Source organism: Niallia taxi, from assembly GCF_032818155.1.
Taxonomy (GTDB): domain Bacteria; phylum Bacillota; class Bacilli; order Bacillales; family Cytobacillaceae; genus Niallia; species Niallia taxi_A.
Genome location: NZ_CP102589.1, coordinates 58,776 through 77,500 on the forward strand (window position 1 = coordinate 58,776; position 18,725 = coordinate 77,500).

General features: G+C 42.1%; 16 protein-coding genes, 2 rRNA genes and 1 riboswitch (1 of these 19 only partly in view). All 18 genes read right to left on the bottom strand.

Annotation, left to right across the window (positions count from 1 at the left end; translation table 11 throughout):
- Positions 1-1,536 (bottom strand): bifunctional phosphoribosylaminoimidazolecarboxamide formyltransferase/IMP cyclohydrolase, encoded by a 1,536-nt coding sequence (gene purH, locus NQZ71_RS00265; RefSeq protein ID WP_144456261.1) that lies wholly within the window; start codon positions 1,534-1,536, stop codon positions 1-3.
- 44 nt (positions 1,537-1,580) lie between these two features.
- Positions 1,581-2,153 (bottom strand): phosphoribosylglycinamide formyltransferase, encoded by a 573-nt coding sequence (gene purN, locus NQZ71_RS00270; protein ID WP_317011166.1) that lies wholly within the window; start codon positions 2,151-2,153, stop codon positions 1,581-1,583.
- Positions 2,154-2,166: 13 nt separating this feature from the next.
- A complete protein-coding gene (gene purM / locus NQZ71_RS00275) occupies positions 2,167-3,201 on the bottom strand; it encodes a phosphoribosylformylglycinamidine cyclo-ligase (protein ID WP_317011167.1) in 1,035 nt (344 codons plus the stop codon).
- Between the two features lie 91 nt (positions 3,202-3,292).
- Positions 3,293-4,705: an amidophosphoribosyltransferase gene (gene purF, locus NQZ71_RS00280; RefSeq protein ID WP_144456267.1), complete on the bottom strand. Its 1,413-nt coding sequence runs from the start codon at positions 4,703-4,705 to the stop codon at positions 3,293-3,295.
- Positions 4,690-6,906 (bottom strand): phosphoribosylformylglycinamidine synthase subunit PurL, encoded by a 2,217-nt coding sequence (purL, locus tag NQZ71_RS00285; RefSeq protein ID WP_144456269.1) that lies wholly within the window; start codon positions 6,904-6,906, stop codon positions 4,690-4,692. The genes purF and purL overlap by 16 nt, the downstream gene beginning before the upstream one ends.
- The gene (purQ, locus tag NQZ71_RS00290) at positions 6,890-7,576 is read right to left on the bottom strand and encodes a phosphoribosylformylglycinamidine synthase subunit PurQ (RefSeq protein WP_144456271.1); all 687 of its coding nucleotides are present in this window, start codon (positions 7,574-7,576) and stop codon (positions 6,890-6,892) included. The genes purL and purQ overlap by 17 nt, the downstream gene beginning before the upstream one ends.
- Positions 7,573-7,827 carry a phosphoribosylformylglycinamidine synthase subunit PurS gene (gene purS, locus NQZ71_RS00295; protein WP_144456273.1) on the bottom strand — a complete coding sequence of 85 codons (255 nt, stop codon included), beginning with the start codon at positions 7,825-7,827 and terminating at the stop codon, positions 7,573-7,575. The genes purQ and purS overlap by 4 nt, the downstream gene beginning before the upstream one ends.
- On the bottom strand, positions 7,820-8,539 hold the full coding sequence (gene purC, locus NQZ71_RS00300) for a phosphoribosylaminoimidazolesuccinocarboxamide synthase (protein WP_144456275.1): 720 nt from the start codon (positions 8,537-8,539) through the stop codon (positions 7,820-7,822). Before purC ends, purS begins: the two co-directional genes overlap by 8 nt.
- A gap of 111 nt (positions 8,540-8,650) precedes the next feature.
- Positions 8,651-9,943 (bottom strand): adenylosuccinate lyase, encoded by a 1,293-nt coding sequence (gene purB / locus NQZ71_RS00305; protein WP_144456277.1) that lies wholly within the window; start codon positions 9,941-9,943, stop codon positions 8,651-8,653.
- Between the two features lie 3 nt (positions 9,944-9,946).
- A complete protein-coding gene (purK, locus tag NQZ71_RS00310; RefSeq protein WP_317011168.1) occupies positions 9,947-11,101 on the bottom strand; it encodes a 5-(carboxyamino)imidazole ribonucleotide synthase in 1,155 nt (384 codons plus the stop codon).
- The gene (gene purE, locus NQZ71_RS00315; protein ID WP_127740301.1) at positions 11,088-11,576 is read right to left on the bottom strand and encodes a 5-(carboxyamino)imidazole ribonucleotide mutase; all 489 of its coding nucleotides are present in this window, start codon (positions 11,574-11,576) and stop codon (positions 11,088-11,090) included. Before purE ends, purK begins: the two co-directional genes overlap by 14 nt.
- Positions 11,577-11,701: 125 nt before the next feature.
- Positions 11,702-11,802, bottom strand: a riboswitch (purine riboswitch).
- A gap of 108 nt (positions 11,803-11,910) precedes the next feature.
- Entirely contained in the window at positions 11,911-12,108 is a 198-nt protein-coding gene (locus NQZ71_RS00320) for an NETI motif-containing protein (RefSeq protein WP_260054013.1), read from the bottom strand.
- The gene (locus NQZ71_RS00325; protein WP_144456283.1) at positions 12,086-12,646 is read right to left on the bottom strand and encodes a DUF2179 domain-containing protein; all 561 of its coding nucleotides are present in this window, start codon (positions 12,644-12,646) and stop codon (positions 12,086-12,088) included. Before NQZ71_RS00325 ends, NQZ71_RS00320 begins: the two co-directional genes overlap by 23 nt.
- Positions 12,647-12,810: 164 nt before the next feature.
- Positions 12,811-13,641 (bottom strand): carbohydrate ABC transporter permease, encoded by an 831-nt coding sequence (locus tag NQZ71_RS00330; RefSeq protein ID WP_144456285.1) that lies wholly within the window; start codon positions 13,639-13,641, stop codon positions 12,811-12,813.
- A gap of 17 nt (positions 13,642-13,658) precedes the next feature.
- Positions 13,659-14,546: a carbohydrate ABC transporter permease gene (locus NQZ71_RS00335; RefSeq protein ID WP_144456287.1), complete on the bottom strand. Its 888-nt coding sequence runs from the start codon at positions 14,544-14,546 to the stop codon at positions 13,659-13,661.
- Positions 14,547-14,636: 90 nt separating this feature from the next.
- Positions 14,637-15,872, bottom strand: a complete 1,236-nt coding sequence (locus tag NQZ71_RS00340) for a sugar ABC transporter substrate-binding protein (protein WP_317011714.1) — start codon at positions 15,870-15,872, stop codon at positions 14,637-14,639.
- Positions 15,873-16,050: 178 nt separating this feature from the next.
- A 5S ribosomal RNA gene (gene rrf, locus NQZ71_RS00345) occupies positions 16,051-16,167 on the bottom strand.
- A gap of 117 nt (positions 16,168-16,284) precedes the next feature.
- Positions 16,285-18,725: ribosomal RNA gene (locus tag NQZ71_RS00350) — 23S ribosomal RNA — on the bottom strand; it runs 493 nt beyond the window's last position.

Genomic DNA, 18,725 nt, shown 5'->3' on the forward strand with positions numbered 1-18,725 from the left:
TTAGTGTTTAAAGTGCCTTACTCCTGTCAGTACCATCGCAATTCCATATTCGTTCGCTTTCTTGATGGAATCTTCATCTCTGATACTGCCGCCTGTTTGGATAATTGCAGTAACTCCAGCTTTTGCCGCTGCTTCTACAGTATCGTCCATTGGGAAGAATGCATCTGAAGCCAACACTGCACCCACTGCTTTTTCTCCAGCCTGCTCCAACGCAATTTTTGCTGAGCCGACACGGTTCATTTGCCCTGCACCTACGCCTAATGTCATTTCTTTATTGTTGACAACAATCGCATTGGACTTCACATGCTTAACAACCTTCCAGCCAAACTTCAGTGCTTCCCACTCTTCATCTGTTGGTTTTTTGTCTGTCGGAATTGTAATAGTCGCATCATCTAATGAATAACGGTCGAAATCTTGAACAAGCAAGCCGCCTTCAATAGAAGTAAATTTCACTTCTTTTTTATCATCTTTAGTGAAAGGAATTGTTAAAAGACGAAGGTTTTTCTTTCCTTTAAGAACCTCTAAGGCTTCGTCTGAAAAGGACGGTGCAATAACAATTTCTAAAAAGATTTCATGAAGCTTTTTAGCAGTACCTGCGTCCACTTCTCTATTCAGAGCCACAATTCCACCAAAGATGGAAACAGAGTCAGCCTCAAACGCTCTTGTGAATGCAGTGAAAATATCTTCACCTGTTCCAACACCACAGGGGTTGCTGTGCTTAATTGCTACAGCGGCAGGCTCTGTGAATTCCTTAACGATTTGGATGGCAGCATCCGCATCATTGATGTTATTGTAGGAAAGCTCCTTACCGTGAAGCTGTGTTGCATTCGCAATCGAAAAGGAAGAACCTAATGGCTTGCGGTAGAAGGCTGCTTTTTGATGTGGATTTTCGCCATATCTTAACGACTGCTTCAACTCATAAGTAACGGTCAATGACTCAGGATTTTCTTCGCCTGAAAGATCGCTCATATATTGAGAAATCATTGAATCATACGCAGCAGTGTGACGGAATACCTTAGCAGCAAGCTTTCTTCTCGTTTCAAACTTCACTTCTCCAGCAGCTTTCAGCTCATCTACAACGATAGAATAGTCGCTTGGATCAACGACAACTGTTACATATTGGTGGTTTTTTGCAGAAGCACGCAGCATTGTCGGTCCACCGATATCAATATTTTCAATGGCATCCTCCACTGTTACATCTTCCTTCGCGATTGTAGCTTGGAATGGATAAAGATTCACACACACTAGCTGAATTGGTGTGATTTTATGCTCCTCAAGCTGAGCTTGGTGTCCAGGTTCGTCAAATTTCGCCAAAAGACCGCCATGAATATAAGGATTTAATGTTTTAACTCTGCCTTCAAGGATTTCTGGAAATCCTGTAACATCACTAACACTAAGAACCGGAATGCCACTATCTTGAATGGCCTTTTTTGTTCCCCCTGTAGAGATCAGCTCGAATCCTAATTCATGAAGCTCTTTTGCAAAGCTTGTAATTCCTGTTTTATCCGAAACACTGATTAACGCACGCTTTTTCATCGCTTTATTTCCCCCTGTTTTCCTATAATTGTCTTATGCTGCCTTCATATTTTTGTAAGGACTAACGTTTGAACAACCTTTGGATATAGACCATGCTCTATCCTTTGAATTTTTGCCTGGAGACTCTCATTTGTTTCTCCTGCTGCAATCCCCACAGATTCCTGTGCAATAATTGGACCTGTATCCATACCTTCATCTACATAATGAACTGTTACCCCAGTTTCCTTCGCACCTGCAGAAAGTGCTTGGCCGACCGCATCTTTACCTGGAAAATTTGGCAGTAAGGATGGATGGATATTAACTATTCTTCCAGGAAACGCCTGCAATAGCGTATCTCCGATTAAGCGCATATACCCAGCAAGAATAATCAAATCAATCTCGTAATCTTTAAGCTTCTGCAGTATCTCCATTTCATACGCTGCCTTGGACGGATAGTCTTTAGCACTAAATGCAAATACATCAATACTATGGTATGCAGCCCGTTCGACTACATAGGCTTTCGGTTTATCACAAACAAGCAATTTTATAGAAGCCTGCAGCTCATTGGTTTCCACAGCATTCACGAGCGCTTGAAAATTGGAGCCGCTGCCTGACGCAAAAACAGCAATATTTTTCATGTCTGTTCCTCCGTTATTGTTTCAGGATGATGTTAATCTCACCATCATCTGTTACCTTGCCAATTGTATATGCCTTTTCCCCGATTGCCTGGAAATGTGCCAGAACATTTTGTTCGACAGCTTTATCCACTGCAAGGACCATGCCTGTACCCATATTAAAAATATTATACATTTCCTTACGCTGTAAGTCGCCGATTCGTTCCATTAATTTGAAAACAGCAGGCACTTCCCATTTAGACTCATCTAATTCAATTCCTAAGCCTTCTGGTAGCATGCGAGGGACATTTTCAATAAAACCGCCACCTGTAATATGGGATAATCCTTTTATTTCAAATTTTTGGATAGCAGAGAGAATTGATTTAACATAGATTTTTGTTGGCTTAATCAGCTCTTCCCCAAGTGTACAGCCTAATTCCTCAACATATTCAGATAATGACATACCTGCTTGCTCAAGAAAAAGCTTACGAACAAGGGAATAGCCATTGCTGTGAATACCACTTGAAGCAAGTCCAATTAACACATCGCCAGCTTTAATGTTTTCGCCTGTTATCACCTGCTCTTTTTCACAAGCGCCAACTGCAAATCCAGCAAGATCATACTCCTCTTCGCTGTACATTCCTGGCATCTCAGCAGTTTCTCCGCCAACTAACGCACAACCAGCCTGTTCACAGCCATCAGCAATACCTTTTACAATAGCTTCAATTTTGGCAGGCTCTGCTTTTCCGCATGCAATATAATCAAGGAAATAAATAGGCTCTGCACCTTGCACAACAATGTCATTCACACACATTGCAACAGCATCTATACCGATTGTATCGTGCTTATCCAGCATAAACGCAAGCATCAGCTTTGTCCCTACTCCATCTGTTCCTGAAACGAGCACTGGGTTTTTCAAGTTTAATACTGATAGATCAAACATGCCGCCGAAACCACCAAGACCACCCATTACACCCGGTCTGATTGTTTTATTTACATGCTTCTTCATTCTCGAAACTGCTTCATAGCCTGCCTCGATATTTACTCCTGCTTGTTTGTAGCTTTCAGCCATAAGTATCCTCCTAATGTTCAAAGACATCTTTTATGTGCATTTCAATGGAAAAGCGACACACCCCTATGCCGCTTTTCACTTCCTTCTACTATTACACCTTTTCGTATGATTGCAGTGTAGGAGGATAGATTTCTGTCGGGTATTTGCCAGTAAAGCAAGCTAAGCAGGAACCTCTAGTCTCGCCTTCTTCCGTTCTGCCAATAGCATCTACCATTCCCTCTGTGCTCAAGAAAATAAGAGAATCTGCACCAATGATTTCACGCAGTTCTTCCACTGAGTATTTAGAGGCGATCAGCTCTTCCTTCGTAGAAGTATCTATTCCGTAAAAGCATGGGTTTTTGATAGGCGGTGAACTAATCAGTACATGCACCTCTGTCGCACCTGCTTCACGAAGCATTGTCACGATTCTTCTGCTCGTTGTACCTCTCACGATAGAATCATCAACCATGATGACACGCTTTCCTTCGACAACACCACGGACTGCGGAAAGCTTCATTTTTACCCCTTGTTCACGCAATGTTTGTGATGGCTGAATAAAGGTACGGCCTACATACCTGTTCTTGATTAAGCCTAACTCATATGGAATGCCTGTTTCTTCCGCATAGCCGATAGCAGCAGAAATACTGGAATCAGGAACACCTGTTACAACATCAGCCTCAATTGGAGCTTCAAAAGCAAGTCTTTTTCCAAGATTCTTCCTTGCAGTATGAACATTGATACCATTTATATTGCTGTCCGGTCTGGAGAAATACACATACTCCATCGTACACATTGCAATATTGGAAGCGACAGAGAACATCTCAGAGCGGAAACCATTATCGTCGATGATTAACAGCTCTCCCGGCAGAACATCGCGGATAAATTCTGCACCGATAACATCAAATGCACATGTTTCTGATGCAACAACATAAGCATCTCCTAATTTCCCTAAGGAAAGCGGCCTCATGCCATTAGGATCAAGAGCAACCATTAACTCCGTCTCCGTCAAGATTAAGAACGCATATGCACCTTTAATCATTGTCAACGCATTTTTCACTCTCTCATTGAAGGCATTGAAGCCTCCTCTTCTAATTAAATGTGCGAGCACTTCTGTATCAGAGCTGGTTTGAAAAATACTTCCTTGTGCTTCTAACTGACTCTTCAAAGCATTTGCGTTAACAAGATTACCATTGTGGGCAAGTGCCATGCTTCCACTTTGGAAATGGAACAGGAGGGGCTGGACGTTTTCATATCCTCCGCCCCCTGCTGTTGCATAACGAACGTGTCCGATTGCTGCTTTTCCTGTCAATTCCTTCATTGCTTCCTGTGTGAAGACCTCTGCAACAAGACCTTCCCCTTTAATGCCTTTAAGCTTTTCGCCATCTGTTGCAACAATCCCAGTACCCTCTTGACCTCTGTGCTGCAGGCTGTGCAGGCCATAATATGCTAGCTGAGCAGCATCTGTATGTCCCCAAACACCAAAGACTCCACATTCCTCATTTAACCCTCTTATTTCAGCAAGCATGGAATTGCTCCTCTCCAGGCGGACTCTAACACTTCCACCTGTTCCTTAATCAGAATATTTTCCCCTTGGCTAATAGTAAGATTGTTATCATTTGTTACTTCTCCAATAAGTGCTGCAGGAACTAAGCTTTCAAATTGCTCTTTGTTTTCCGGTTTAATAGAAAGCAAGAAACGAGATTGAGATTCACTGAATAATGCAGATACTGGGTTTCCTTTAAGATCTAGCTTCGCACCTAATGAGTTAGGTCCAAACAAACTCTCCGCTGCAGCAACTGCCAAGCCGCCTTCTGCTAAATCATGTGCTGATTCAACAATGCCTGCTCTTATTGCCGTAAGAACAGCAGCCTGATGGCTCTTCTCTACTTCTAAATTTAATACAGGTGATTTACCAGAAATTGAACCTTCAAGCAGCTTTTGCAGCTCACTTCCACCAAATTCATCCTTCGTTTCACCTAGTACATAAATAAGGTCACCGCTCGCTTTAAAGCTTTGTGTTGTTATGTCCTTTGTATCTTTAATCAAACCAACCATACCGATTACTGGTGTTGGATAGATAGCTGTACCGTTTGTTTCATTGTATAAGGATACGTTACCGCCAATGACAGGAGCATTAAGTGCCAAGCATGCTTCACTAATTCCGTCAGCAGCCTTTTCAATTTGCCAGAAGATTTCCGGCTTCTCCGGATTTCCGAAGTTTAAGTTATCTGTTATAGCCAGCGGCTCTGCACCTGAGCAGACAATATTACGTGCTGCCTCTGCAACTGCAATTTTCCCGCCTGTTTCTGGATCAAGGTAAAGGTAACGAGCATTACAATCTGTCGTCATTGCCAATGCTTTTTTCGTTCCGCGGATACGAACAACAGCAGCGTCTGAACCAGGAGCAACAACAGTATTAGTACGGACCATATAATCATATTGGTCATATACCCATTCCTTTGAAGCAATAGTTGGCTGCTTAAGCAGGCTGACTAGCGCTTCTCCATAATTCTCAACTGCTGGCACGGCATTTTCCATCGCTTGGAAATCACGGAAATACTGTGGCTCTGCTGATGGTTTATGATAAACAGGAGCATCCTCTGCCAAAGCATCTGCCGGTACATTTGCAACTACTTCACCTTTATGAAGAAGTCGCAGCATTTTATCGTCTGTAACGACACCTATAGCAACAGCCTCTAAGTCATATTTATGGAATAGATCCTTGATTTCTTGCTCTCTGCCTTTTTTAACAACGATTAGCATACGTTCTTGAGATTCTGACAACATCATTTCATATGCTGTCATGCCAACTTCACGCTGTGGCACTAAATCAAGATTCATTTCGATACCAGATCCAGCCTTGCTCGCCATTTCTGCACTTGAGCTTGCAAGCCCAGCTGCACCCATATCCTGAATACCAACTAATGCATCAGAGTGAATCAATTCCAAGCACGCCTCAAGTAACAGCTTCTCCATGAATGGATCACCAACTTGAACTGCTGGACGATTTTCATCTGAATTCTCTGTAAGCTCTTCAGAAGCAAATGTCGCACCATGAATACCGTCACGACCTGTTTTTGCTCCTACATACATAACCGTATTACCAACACCATGCGCCTGGCCTTTTTTGATGTCTTCATGGTTGATTAATCCAACACACATCGCATTTACAAGTGGGTTGCCTGCATAGGAAGCATCAAAGGCAATTTCTCCACCAACAGTCGGAATACCGATACAGTTTCCATAGCCTGCAATACCTGCAACAACCTCTTCAAACAGATATTTCGTACGTGCATTATCAAGTTCGCCAAAACGAAGAGAGTTCAAAATTGCGATTGGTCTAGCTCCCATTGAGAACACATCACGAATGATTCCGCCAACTCCTGTTGCTGCTCCTTGATAAGGCTCGATAGCAGATGGATGGTTATGGCTTTCGATTTTGAATGCCACCGCTTGCCCATCTCCAATGTCAACAATACCAGCACCTTCTCCAGGTCCCTGCAGCACTTGCGGGCCTGTTGTCGGGAACTTTCTTAATACCGGCTTAGAGTTTTTGTAGCTGCAATGCTCAGACCACATAACTGAAAACAGTCCAATTTCTGTGTAGTTAGGCTTTCGTCCAAGAATTTTTTCGACCATTGCGAATTCTTCGTCCGTAACACCCATTTGTTTGTAAATTTCTTCTGACTTAATTTGTTCTGGACTTGGCTCAAGCATTAACGACATTTGCTTCCCTCCACTGTTTAACGATTGATTGGAAAATTTTAAGACCATCTGCTCCACCTAAAAGCTCATCTACTGCTCTCTCTGGATGTGGCATCATACCAAGAACATTTCCTTTTTCATTCGTGATACCTGCAATATTATCTAAGCTTCCATTCGGATTTGTGCCATTATATGTGAATACAATTTGCTTATTTTCCTGTAATCTAGCTAATGTTTCCTCATCACAATAGTAGTTTCCTTCACCATGTGCGATTGGGACAGTAATAACTTCCTGTTCTTTGTAAGCATTTGAGAACATTGTGTTGCTATTTTCCACCTTTAATTCAACAGGACGGCAGATAAACTTCAAGTTGTCATTTCTTCTCATTGCTCCTGGCAAAAGCCCAGCTTCAAGTAAAATTTGAAATCCATTACATACTCCCAATACTGGTTTTCCAGCTTCAGCTGCTTTTACAACTTCCTTCATAACATTGCTGAATCTTGCAATGGCGCCAGTTCGGAGATAATCACCGTATGAGAATCCGCCAGGCAGTAAAATTCCGTCATAACCTTCCAAGCTATTTGCGTCATGCCATACGTATTCTGCTTCTTCTCCCAATTCATCCGTTATTGCGTGTAACATATCGACATCACAATTGGACCCTGGAAATACGACTACCGCGAATTTCACTGTGCAACAACCTCCTCAACCTCATACGTGTAATCTTCAATTACCGTGTTAGCCAATAGCTTTTCACACATTTCCTTTACAAGCTCATCAACATTTCTATCAGACTTTTCTAAAGTAAGCTCTAAGTACTTTCCAATGCGGACATCATTTACTTCTTGATAGTTAAGTGAATGAAGAGACCCTTTCACTGCATTTCCTTGTGGATCTAAAACACTTTCTCTTAATGTGATATATACTTTAACTTTAAACATGCTGTTTTCCCCCTAATCTTGCTAGAATATTCTCATATGCTTCTGTCAAATTCCCTAAATCGCGACGAAATACATCCTTATCCAATTTCGCATTTGTCTCTATGTCCCATAAGCGGCATGTGTCAGGAGAAACCTCATCTGCTAGCATTATCTCTCCGTTTGCATCCTTACCAAATTCAAGCTTAAAATCAATAAGACGAATGCCAAGTTCTGCAAAGAAAGCACTTAACGCTTTATTTACTTCAAGGGCGTTTTTTTTCAATATTGCAACTTCTTCTTTTGTCGCAAGCTTAAGCTCTTCTATGTGATCCTCTGTCATAATTGGATCTCCTAGAGAGTCATCCTTATAATAGAATTCAACAAGAGGCTTTGATAATGGCTGCCCCTCTTTTATTCCTAATCTTTTTGAGAAGCTTCCTGCAGCTAAGTTCCGTACAACAACTTCTAATGGAATGATTGTTACTTTTTTTACTAACTGCTCTGTTTCTGACAACTTTTCTATAAAGTGGGATTCTATCCCTAAATCCTTTAGCTTCAAAAATAGCAAGCTAGTAATCTCATTATTTAAACGGCCTTTGCCAGTGATATTTGCCTTCTTCTCACCGTTGAACGCTGTTGCTGAATCTTTGTATTCCAGCCACACGATATTTTCGTCAGACGTTCCATAAACTCTTTTTGCCTTTCCTTCGTACAATAAAGCTCTCTTTTCCATTTGAAGAGTCTCCTTATCAAAAAAATTAGGGATAAAACGAATGTAAGCTTATCTAGTAATTTCAGGGTTATTGGCATAAAAGCGCCAAAAGGTGCTTTTATGCCATATATATTAAAGTCCCAGTCTGTTGAAGATTGTATCCACATGCTTAATGTGGAAATGGTAATCAAAGCAATCGTCAATTTCTTCTTTATTCAATTTAGCTGAAATGATAGAGTCACCTTCAACCAATTCACGGAAAGGAACTTGCTTTTCCCATGATTCCATTGCTCTTGGCTGAACTGTGTCATATGCCTCTTCTCTTGTAAGTCCTTTATCAATTAAAGCCAACAACACACGTTGAGAATAAATTAATCCTAAAGTACGATCCATGTTACGCTTCATATTCTCAGGGAATACAGTCAAGTTTTTAACGATATTGCTGAATCTGTTCAACATATAGTTGATGGCAATTGTTGCGTCCGGAAGAATAATTCTCTCAGCAGAAGAATGGGAGATATCTCTTTCATGCCATAGCGGAACATTTTCATAAGCAGTCATCATATAGCCGCGGATAACACGAGCAAGACCTGCCATATTTTCAGAACCGATTGGATTACGCTTATGCGGCATTGCCGAAGAGCCTTTTTGGCCTTTAGCAAAGAACTCTTCCACTTCTCTTGTTTCACTCTTTTGCAGTCCGCGAATCTCAACAGCAAACTTTTCAATGGATGTTGCAATCAAAGCAATTGATGCCATATATTCCGCATGACGGTCACGCTGTAATGTTTGTGTGGAAATCGGTGCTGGTTGAAGCCCTAATTGCTCACATACATATTGCTCAACAAAAGGATCGATATTGGCATATGTTCCAACCGCTCCTGAAATCTTTCCAAATTCAACACCTGCAGCAGCAGTCTTAAAGCGTTCTAAATTACGCTTCATTTCCTCATGCCATAGTGCAAGCTTTAAACCAAATGTTGTCGGTTCAGCATGGACACCGTGTGTGCGCCCCATCATTACTGTGTATTTATGTTCAATTGCTTTATTTTTCAGGACTTCAATAAAGTTTTCCAAGTCTTTCAAAATGATTTCATTAGCCTGTCTAATTAAGTAAGATAATGCAGTATCCACAACATCTGTTGAAGTTAGGCCGTAATGAACCCATTTTCGCTCTTCTCCCAATGTTTCCGAAACAGCTCTTGTAAATGCAACAACATCATGGCGTGTATCTTGCTCAATTTCTTGAATACGTGCAATGTCAAAGGATGCATTTTCACGAATTTTTTTAACGTCTTCTTCAGGAATTTCTCCTAGCTTTACCCATGCTTCACATGCTAGAATCTCCACTTCAAGCCATGCTTGAAAACGATTTTGTTCAGTCCAAATATTTCCCATTTCTGGTCTTGTATAACGATCGATCATTTCTTATCCTCCGATTTTTTCTGTTTGCAGGCTCCAAATATTAGACCTGTCTATTTCATCAAGGGCAATTTCGACAGAAGAACGCAGTAATGTTGCGTGCCCCATCTTGCGCTTTTCTTTTGGTTCTTGTTTCCCGTAAAGGTGAACTTTCCAGTCTTGCAGTTCAGGAAGTTTATCGATAATAGGAGCTTGATGTTCACCTAATATATTAACCATAACTGCTGGTCTCAATAACTTTGTGCTTCCAAGAGGCACTCCGCATATTGCTCTAATATGCTGCTCAAATTGAGAGGTTTCACATGCTTCTATTGTATAATGCCCTGAATTATGTGGTCTTGGCGCTAATTCATTGATATAGATATCATCATTACTGCATAAGAACATTTCAACTGCCAATGTCCCGACAAGCTGCAGATGTTCTGCAATGATTCCTGCCTTCTCTATTGCATTCTCTTTCGCATCGTCGCTTATTCTTGCAGGTACAATAGATTCATGAAGGATATTATGGATATGAATGTTTTCACTTACTGGAAATACAGCACTCTCCCCATTGGTTCCTCTTGTCACAATCACAGAAATTTCTTTTTCAAATGGAATCCACTTTTCAAGAACACATCTGCCACTTGTTAGAAGCTTTGCTGCTTCCTTCACCTCATTAATGGTACGGATAACATATTGTCCTTTACCATCGTAGCCTCCGCGTGCTGTTTTCAAAACAGCTGGATAGCCTAATGTCGTAAGTGCTGCTTCCAAATCTTCTGCATTCTCAATTACTTCAAATGGAGCAACCTTAACTCCCGCTTGTTGAATTGCCTGTTTTTCGCTAATCCTGTCCTGCGTTATTTCCAACACCGAAGATCCTTGTGGCACATATGCGTTTGTTTGAAGCCAATCCAAGCCTTCTGCATCAATATTTTCAAATTCATATGTGATAACATCGCTTATTTGTGCCAGTTGCTGTATGCCTGCCATACTGTTATAAGCATCGACGATCTTATAATCAGCAACTTGGCCGCACGGTGAGTCTTCTGTTGGATCCAATACTGCAATTCGATATCCTTGCGCCTTCGCAGCCAATGCCATCATTCTGCCTAATTGCCCACCACCAATTATACCAATAGTTTGACCTGGGAGAATCACTGAGTTAGACAAGTTCATCACTACTTTCCATAACCTCGTTTCTTGTTTTTTCTCTCATTGAGGCAATTCTTTCGGCTAATTCCGGGTCAAAAGCTGCTATTATCTGTGCTGCAAGCAATCCGGCATTCGTAGCACCGGCTTTGCCGATTGCCACTGTTGCAACAGGAACACCGCCAGGCATCTGAACAATGGATAATAGGGAGTCAAGACCGTTTAATGCTCGTGATTGAACAGGAACGCCAATAACAGGTAACGTTGTTTTAGCTGCAACCATTCCTGGTAAGTGAGCTGCACCTCCTGCACCTGCAATAATAGCACGTAACCCGCGCTCTCTTGCACTCTCTGCATATTCAAACATTAAATCTGGAGTGCGGTGTGCAGATACAACCTTCTTTTCATAACTCACTTCCAGCATATCTAAAATGTCACAGGCATGCTTCATTGTTTCCCAGTCTGATTTGCTTCCCATAATAACGCCAACTTGAGCAGTCATATTTCGCCTCCTGAATTATTACATATAAAAAGCCCTGCCAGATGCTTCTACTACAAGAGAGAAAGCACCCGTCCAGAGCTTAAATAATCTGAAAAGATTGGGAAATTCCCCCAAACTGTTCTGCTGGCGTTATGGCTTTCCCTCATAGTCCGGCCGTTCTCGGCAGCCAGGTAGAAACGTATGGGCCATATTCCCATTATATATGAGGGCTATTAAATTATTGGTTAGTCATTTCTAATATTCATTAACTCAATACCATATTAACAAGCATTTTCACCTGTTGTCAACACAAAAATCGAACAATTATACTAATATCATATTTATTGTTCGGAATTTACCCTTCCTGCTGCACTGCTTCAAAAATAACTTGGCTTGCTACAGGCTCATATGATTTTTGTCCATTTACAATTGTTTCTTTAAAGATAGGTTTCTCTATTCTTCTCACTGGAGTGTAGCCTTCCTTTTGAATCCTATCTAAACACTCGCTAATTGTTTCCGTTTCTAGCACTTCAAACTTCATCTTTTTGCCCATTAAATAATTTTCCTCTCTTAACACTTTTTACCCAGAAACCGCCATGTATCGTCTTCGGCTCATAGGCAATGATAAACGCTTTTGGATCCAAAGTTTTAATCGTATCATAAAGTTTAAGCTCATATTTTCGCGGCGACAGAATTTGCAGAGCCATCCTGTCTCCTTCCAACCCGTGTGCAGCCCAGCTCGTAACTCCATAACCCTTTTCTCGTAAGGCTTTCGGTAAATCTCTGTCATATTCTTTCGTAATGACATTAACTGTTATGTATCCCAAAGCCAGCTTCTCTTCTATTTTCATACCTACAATAACACCAATACCATATCCTACTGCATATGCTATTAAATTTTGTATCTGATCGAGATTATCCAAAACCAGACCGAGTCCAATTACATAAATGACCACTTCTATCATACTGATAAAGGCAGCCATATATCTTTGCCCCTTTAATGTCAATATCATCCTTATTGTAAAAAAAGACACATATACAATATTGATGACTAATATGATTACGACCATTGTAACACTGTTCTCCAGCATTAATCCATCACCCTTTTTCAACGTATAGTTTTGCGTTTCTTTTTATAATTGCCTTTATTTTTAATTGTAAACAAATCTCTTCCTATTATATGTTGGAGTAACAAAAATAGAAAAGGCTTAAAAGGAAAATCTCCTCTTAAGCCTTTTTAGGTTATTTATTATTATTACTTCAATCCAGAAACATTGAAGCCTTGCAAAATATACTTCTGAAAAACTAGAAATACAATAATAATGGGAATAATCATGAAGGTTGAGCCTGCCATTTGCAAGGCATAATTACTTGCATATTGCCCTTTTAGCAGCTGCAGCCCGATAGAAAGTGTATAATATTTTTCATCATTGGCGACAATTAACGGCCATAGGAATGAATTCCAAGCGCCAATAAAGGTTAATATGCCTTGCACTGCAAGAACAGGGCGCGATACAGGAAGAACTATCCTCCAAAAGATTTTCCACTCACTAGCACCATCCAGCCTCGCTGCTTCAAACATTTCATTTGATATTGTAGACATAAATTGCCGAAACAGAAATATTCCAAATGCACCTACTAAACCAGGAAGGACAATTCCTGCCATTGTATTCGTTAATCCCATCGCATTCAAGATTAAATACACCGGAATCATTGTAACTTGACCAGGGATCATCATCGTCGCAAGCACTAAATAGAAAAGAAAGTTTTTTCCTTTGAACTTATATTTGGCAAAACCGAAACCTGCCATCGCATTAAGGAAAAGTCCTCCAAACGAACAAATAACGATAATCATTGTGTTCTTAAAATAAACAAAAAAATTAAAAGCAGAGAATAGTTCTTTAAAATTACCTATAGTGGGATCCTGCGGCAAAATCGTTGGTGGAAACTGCATAATCTCTGTGTCCGTTTTCAGTGAGGATAACACCATCCAAATGAAAGGAAGCACCATTAGTATACCGCCTATTGCAAGAATGATGGCAACAATCCATTTGGCAGCCTTCGTTTTTTTATGTGCTGTATGCATTTTCTCCCCTCCTATATTTAGTCCTCATTTTTCACCTTTTGCATACGAAATTGAATTAATGTCACAATTATAATCGCTATAAATAATAGGAAAGATCCTGCTGCTGCATAGCCGAATTTACTGAATTGAAAGCCATTGCGATAAATAAACAACGATACAGATGTAGTACTATCGAGAGGTCCTCCGTTCGTCATAATAAACGGTTCCTCAAAGAACTGCAGCCAGCCTATGATTGTCGTGACCGTCACAAAAAAGATGGCGAATTTCAGCATAGGCACTGTAATCTTGAAAAGTTGCTGCCACTTATTAGCACCATCTAACGAAGCTGCCTCATAATACGCTTTTGGAATACCTTGAAGAGCTGCCAAAAATATAATCATATTTGTTCCAATTGCCCGCCATAGTGCTAATATGATTAAGGAAATTTTAGCAATAACCGGATGCTGCAGCCACGGGACTGCAGGGATATCTGCCAATGATAACAAATAATTAAGAAAGCCAAAGCTGGGATTATATAAATAGCTCCACACGACAGCTACAGCAACAACATTTGTAATAGATGGAGTATAAAAAATCAGCCGAAAAAACTGAAAAAATCTATTCTCGCCGAAATTGATTAACACAGCTATTCCTAAGGAGCATGTAATCACGAGCGGAACACCAATAACTACATAAAATAATGTATTACCAATAGATTTTAAAAAGATAGGGTCTGTCAAAATATCTATATAATTATCTATACCAACAAAATTAATTTGCGACCAATCCGCCAAACCTACTAAGCTAATGTCTGTAAAACTTATTACAAAAGCTACTACAATAGGTATTAAAGAAAACATCATTAATAAAAGTAAGGCAGGAGATATGAATAAATAAGGTGCCCTTTTATTTACAAAATTCCTCATATACTAGCACTCCCTTTTGTTAAGGAAAAGAGGGGGTTTTAAACTGCTGCTAATTACAGCTTTCCTGTCTAAACCACCCTCTTTCATCCATTACTTATTTAACAATTCCTCTGTCTCTCTAGTAAAGGCATCCATTTCCTGCTCCACCTTTTTTCCGCCCAAATAAATCTGTTCAAAATGCTTTAAGTAAATTTGAGCGATTTCCTCAAACTCAGGTAATAATGGCATCGACCGGGAAGACTCCATTTGTTGACCGAAAACCTCATAAATTGGATCATTAGCCAATCTATCATCCTCCCATGCTGATTTTACTGTCGGCATAGCATTAGTTAGTTCCAACCATTTCAGCTGATTTTCTTTTTTCATCATGAAATCAATAAACTGAGCTGCTTCATCCTTTTTATTGGAGTGTTCAAAAATGGTCAAATTTGAACCGCCTAAACTAGACAGATTATTATCAGAACCAGATGGAAGAACTGCGGTAGCCCATTTCCCTTCAATACCTTGAACTGTATCATTCACTGCCTTGACCATCCACGGCCCGCTTATAAACATAGGAACAATCGCATCACCTGAGAATGTTTGGGATACATCCATTCCTAAATCCTGCTTTGGAGCATACCCCTTTTCGATAAAATCATTCAAATAAGAAACCGCCTCTGTAAATGTCTTTTCATTAAATAGTGGTTTCCCTTCAGAAACTAATGCGGAGCCATTCTGTCTTGCAAACATAAACCCCAGCGTTTGTTCCTTAGCATCTACATTAAGTCCGTACATGTTTTCACCGCGTTCAGATAGCTTTTTGGCAGCATCCTTTAGCTCTTCCCAAGTCTTTGGTGCTTCTTTATATCCGACTGCTTCAAGAATATCCGTACGGTAGAAAAGGACACGGGTTTCTGCAGCCCACGGAATACCATAATATTTACTATCGAATAGAGTTGTTTCAACAGAGCCTTCAAAGAAGTTGTCTGGTTTTAAATTCGGATATTTATCCATGTATTCACCCATATCAGCGAGAGCCCCTGCTGCCTGAAACTCAGGCATCCATGTTGTACCCATTTGCAGTACATCTGGTCCTTTTTTAGAGGCAACTGCCGTCAACAGCTTGTCATGGGCGCTCGCCCACGGAATCGACTGTATTTTAACCTCAATCCCGGTTTCCTTCGTAAATTCCTCTGCCATTTTCGGAAGCTGCTTTACCTCATCTCCCATTCCCCAGACTGTCAATACATTAGAATCACTTGAACTGCTTTTTTGTGAACAACCTGCCAATAAACCAAGCGCCAGTAAAGCTGTCATACCGAAAATAAACCACTTCTTTTTCAAGCCCATCATTTGATTCCTCCTAATCTGTTTTATCGAAACGTTTCGATAAGGAAATAATAAACTAGTTCAGAACATCTTGCAAGCGTTTTCTTTAGACAGATTACAAAGGAACGATTGCTTAAAAGGGACAAGACAAAAAAGAGACAGCAGTCATTTGACTGCTGTCTCTTTTCAAGTTGCCTGGCGACGTCCTACTCTCACAGGGGGAGAACCCCCAACTACCATCGGCGCTGAGAAGCTTAACTTCCGTGTTCGGTATGGGAACGGGTGTGACCTTCTCGCTATCGCCACCAGACTATTATGTTTTTATGAGTTGTTCTCTCAAAACTAAATCATATAGGAAGAAAAACACAGGAACCAAGTAATCTTTTGTCCAGCTTCAAAAGCCTAGGGCTTTTTTCCACTTTTCATTTTAGTTAAGTCCTCGATCTATTAGTATTTGTCAGCTCCACGTGTCACCACGCTTCCACCTCAAACCTATCAACCTGATCATCTTTCAGGGATCTTACTAGCTTACGCTATGGGAAATCTCATCTCGAGGGGGCTTCATGCTTAGATGCTTTCAGCACTTATCCCTTCCGCACATAGCTACCCAGCTATGCCTTTGGCAAGACAACTGGTACACCAGCGGTGCGTCCATCCCGGTCCTCTCGTACTAAGGACAGCTCCTCTCAAATTTCCTACGCCCACGACGGATAGGGACCGAACTGTCTCACGACGTTCTGAACCCAGCTCGCGTACCGCTTTAATGGGCGAACAGCCCAACCCTTGGGACCGACTACAGCCCCAGGATGCGATGAGCCGACATCGAGGTGCCAAACCTCCCCGTCGATGTGGACTCTTGGGGGAGATAAGCCTGTTATCCCCGGGGTAGCTTTTATCCGTTGAGCGATGGCCCTTCCATGCGGAACCACCGGATCACTAAGCCCGACTTTCGTCCCTGCTCGACTTGTAGGTCTCGCAGTCAAGCTCCCTTGTGCCTTTACACTCTACGAATGATTTCCAACCATTCTGAGGGAACCTTTGGGCGCCTCCGTTACTTTTTAGGAGGCGACCGCCCCAGTCAAACTGCCCACCTGACACTGTCTCCCACCCCGATAAGGGGTGCGGGTTAGAATGTCAATACAGCCAGGGTAGTATCCCACCAATGCCTCCACCGAAGCTGGCGCTCCGGCTTCCAAGGCTCCTACCTATCCTGTACAAGCTGTACCAAAATTCAATATCAGGCTACAGTAAAGCTCCACGGGGTCTTTCCGTCCTGTCGCGGGTAACCTGCATCTTCACAGGTACTATAATTTCACCGAGTCTCTCGTTGAGACAGTGCCCAGATCGTTACACCTTTCGTGCGGGTCGGAACTTACCCGACAAGGAATTTCGCTACCTTAGGACCGTTATAGTTACGGCCGCCGTTTACTGGGGCTTCAATTCAGAGCTTCGCGCGAACGCTAACCCCTCCTCTTAACCTTCCAGCACCGGGCAGGTGTCAGCCCCTATACTTCGCCTTACGGCTTCGCAGAGACCTGTGTTTTTGCTAAACAGTCGCCTGGGCCTATTCACTGCGGCTCTCTCGGGCTTGCACCCAAAAGAGCACCCCTTCTCCCGAAGTTACGGGGTCATTTTGCCGAGTTCCTTAACGAGAGTTCTCTCGCTCACCTTAGGATTCTCTCCTCGCCTACCTGTGTCGGTTTGCGGTACGGGCACCTTGAATCTCGCTAGAGGCTTTTCTTGGCAGTGTGGAATCAGGAACTTCGGTACTATATTTCCCTCGCCGTCACAGCTCCGCCTTCACGGTAATGGGATTTGCCTCATTACCAGCCTAACTGCTTGGACGTGCTAATCCAACAGCACGCTTACCCTATCCTCCTGCGTCCCCCCATCGCTCAAACGATTCATAAGGTGGTACAGGAATATCAACCTGTTGTCCATCGCCTACGCTCTTCAGCCTCGGCTTAGGTCCCGACTAACCCTGAGTGGACGAGCCTTCCTCAGGAAACCTTAGGCATTCGGTGGATGAGATTCTCACTCATCTTTCGCTACTCATACCGGCATTCTCACTTCTAAGCGCTCCACCAGTCCTTACGGTCTAGCTTCAACGCCCTTAGAACGCTCTCCTACCACTGACATCATAGATGTCAATCCACAGCTTCGGTGATACGTTTAGCCCCGGTACATTTTCGGCGCAGAGTCACTCGACCAGTGAGCTATTACGCACTCTTTAAATGGTGGCTGCTTCTAAGCCAACATCCTGGTTGTCTAAGCAACTCCACATCCTTTTCCACTTAACGTATACTTTGGGACCTTAGCTGGTGGTCTGGGCTGTTTCCCTCTTGACTACGGATCTTATCACTCGCAGTCTGACTCCCAAGGATAAGTATTTGGCATTCGGAGTTTGTCTGAATTCGGTAACCCGATGGGGGCCCCTAGTCCAAACAGTGCTCTACCTCCAATACTCTTACCTTGAGGCTAGCCCTAAAGCTATTTCGGAGAGAACCAGCTATCTCCAAGTTCGATTGGAATTTCTCCGCTACCCACACCTCATCCCCGCACTTTTCAACGTGCGTGGGTTCGGGCCTCCATCCAGTGTTACCTGGACTTCACCCTGGACATGGGTAGATCACCTGGTTTCGGGTCTACGACCACATACTCTATCGCCCTATTCAGACTCGCTTTCGCTGCGGCTCCGTCTCTTCAACTTAACCTTGCATGTAATCGTAACTCGCCGGTTCATTCTACAAAAGGCACGCTATCACCCATTAATGGGCTCTAACTACTTGTAGGCACACGGTTTCAGGATCTATTTCACTCCCCTTCCGGGGTGCTTTTCACCTTTCCCTCACGGTACTGGTTCACTAT

Excerpts from the sequence above, each read along its gene's own strand:
- purH (WP_144456261.1), bottom strand. The coding sequence starts at position 1,536 with ATGAAAAAGCGTGCGTTAATCAGTGTTTCGGATAAAACAGGAATTACA.
- purN (WP_317011166.1), bottom strand. The coding sequence starts at position 2,153 with ATGAAAAATATTGCTGTTTTTGCGTCAGGCAGCGGCTCCAATTTTCAA.
- purM (WP_317011167.1), bottom strand. The coding sequence starts at position 3,201 with ATGGCTGAAAGCTACAAACAAGCAGGAGTAAATATCGAGGCAGGCTAT.
- purF (WP_144456267.1), bottom strand. The coding sequence starts at position 4,705 with ATGCTTGCTGAAATAAGAGGGTTAAATGAGGAATGTGGAGTCTTTGGT.
- purL (WP_144456269.1), bottom strand. The coding sequence starts at position 6,906 with ATGTCGTTAATGCTTGAGCCAAGTCCAGAACAAATTAAGTCAGAAGAA.
- purS (WP_144456273.1), bottom strand. The coding sequence starts at position 7,827 with ATGTTTAAAGTTAAAGTATATATCACATTAAGAGAAAGTGTTTTAGAT.
- purC (WP_144456275.1), bottom strand. The coding sequence starts at position 8,539 with ATGGAAAAGAGAGCTTTATTGTACGAAGGAAAGGCAAAAAGAGTTTAT.
- purB (WP_144456277.1), bottom strand. The coding sequence starts at position 9,943 with ATGATCGATCGTTATACAAGACCAGAAATGGGAAATATTTGGACTGAA.
- purK (WP_317011168.1), bottom strand. The coding sequence starts at position 11,101 with ATGAACTTGTCTAACTCAGTGATTCTCCCAGGTCAAACTATTGGTATA.
- purE (WP_127740301.1), bottom strand. The coding sequence starts at position 11,576 with ATGACTGCTCAAGTTGGCGTTATTATGGGAAGCAAATCAGACTGGGAA.
- NQZ71_RS00320 (WP_260054013.1), bottom strand. The coding sequence starts at position 12,108 with ATGGGCAAAAAGATGAAGTTTGAAGTGCTAGAAACGGAAACAATTAGC.
- NQZ71_RS00325 (WP_144456283.1), bottom strand. The coding sequence starts at position 12,646 with ATGCTGGAGAACAGTGTTACAATGGTCGTAATCATATTAGTCATCAAT.
- NQZ71_RS00330 (WP_144456285.1), bottom strand. The coding sequence starts at position 13,641 with ATGCATACAGCACATAAAAAAACGAAGGCTGCCAAATGGATTGTTGCC.
- NQZ71_RS00335 (WP_144456287.1), bottom strand. The coding sequence starts at position 14,546 with ATGAGGAATTTTGTAAATAAAAGGGCACCTTATTTATTCATATCTCCT.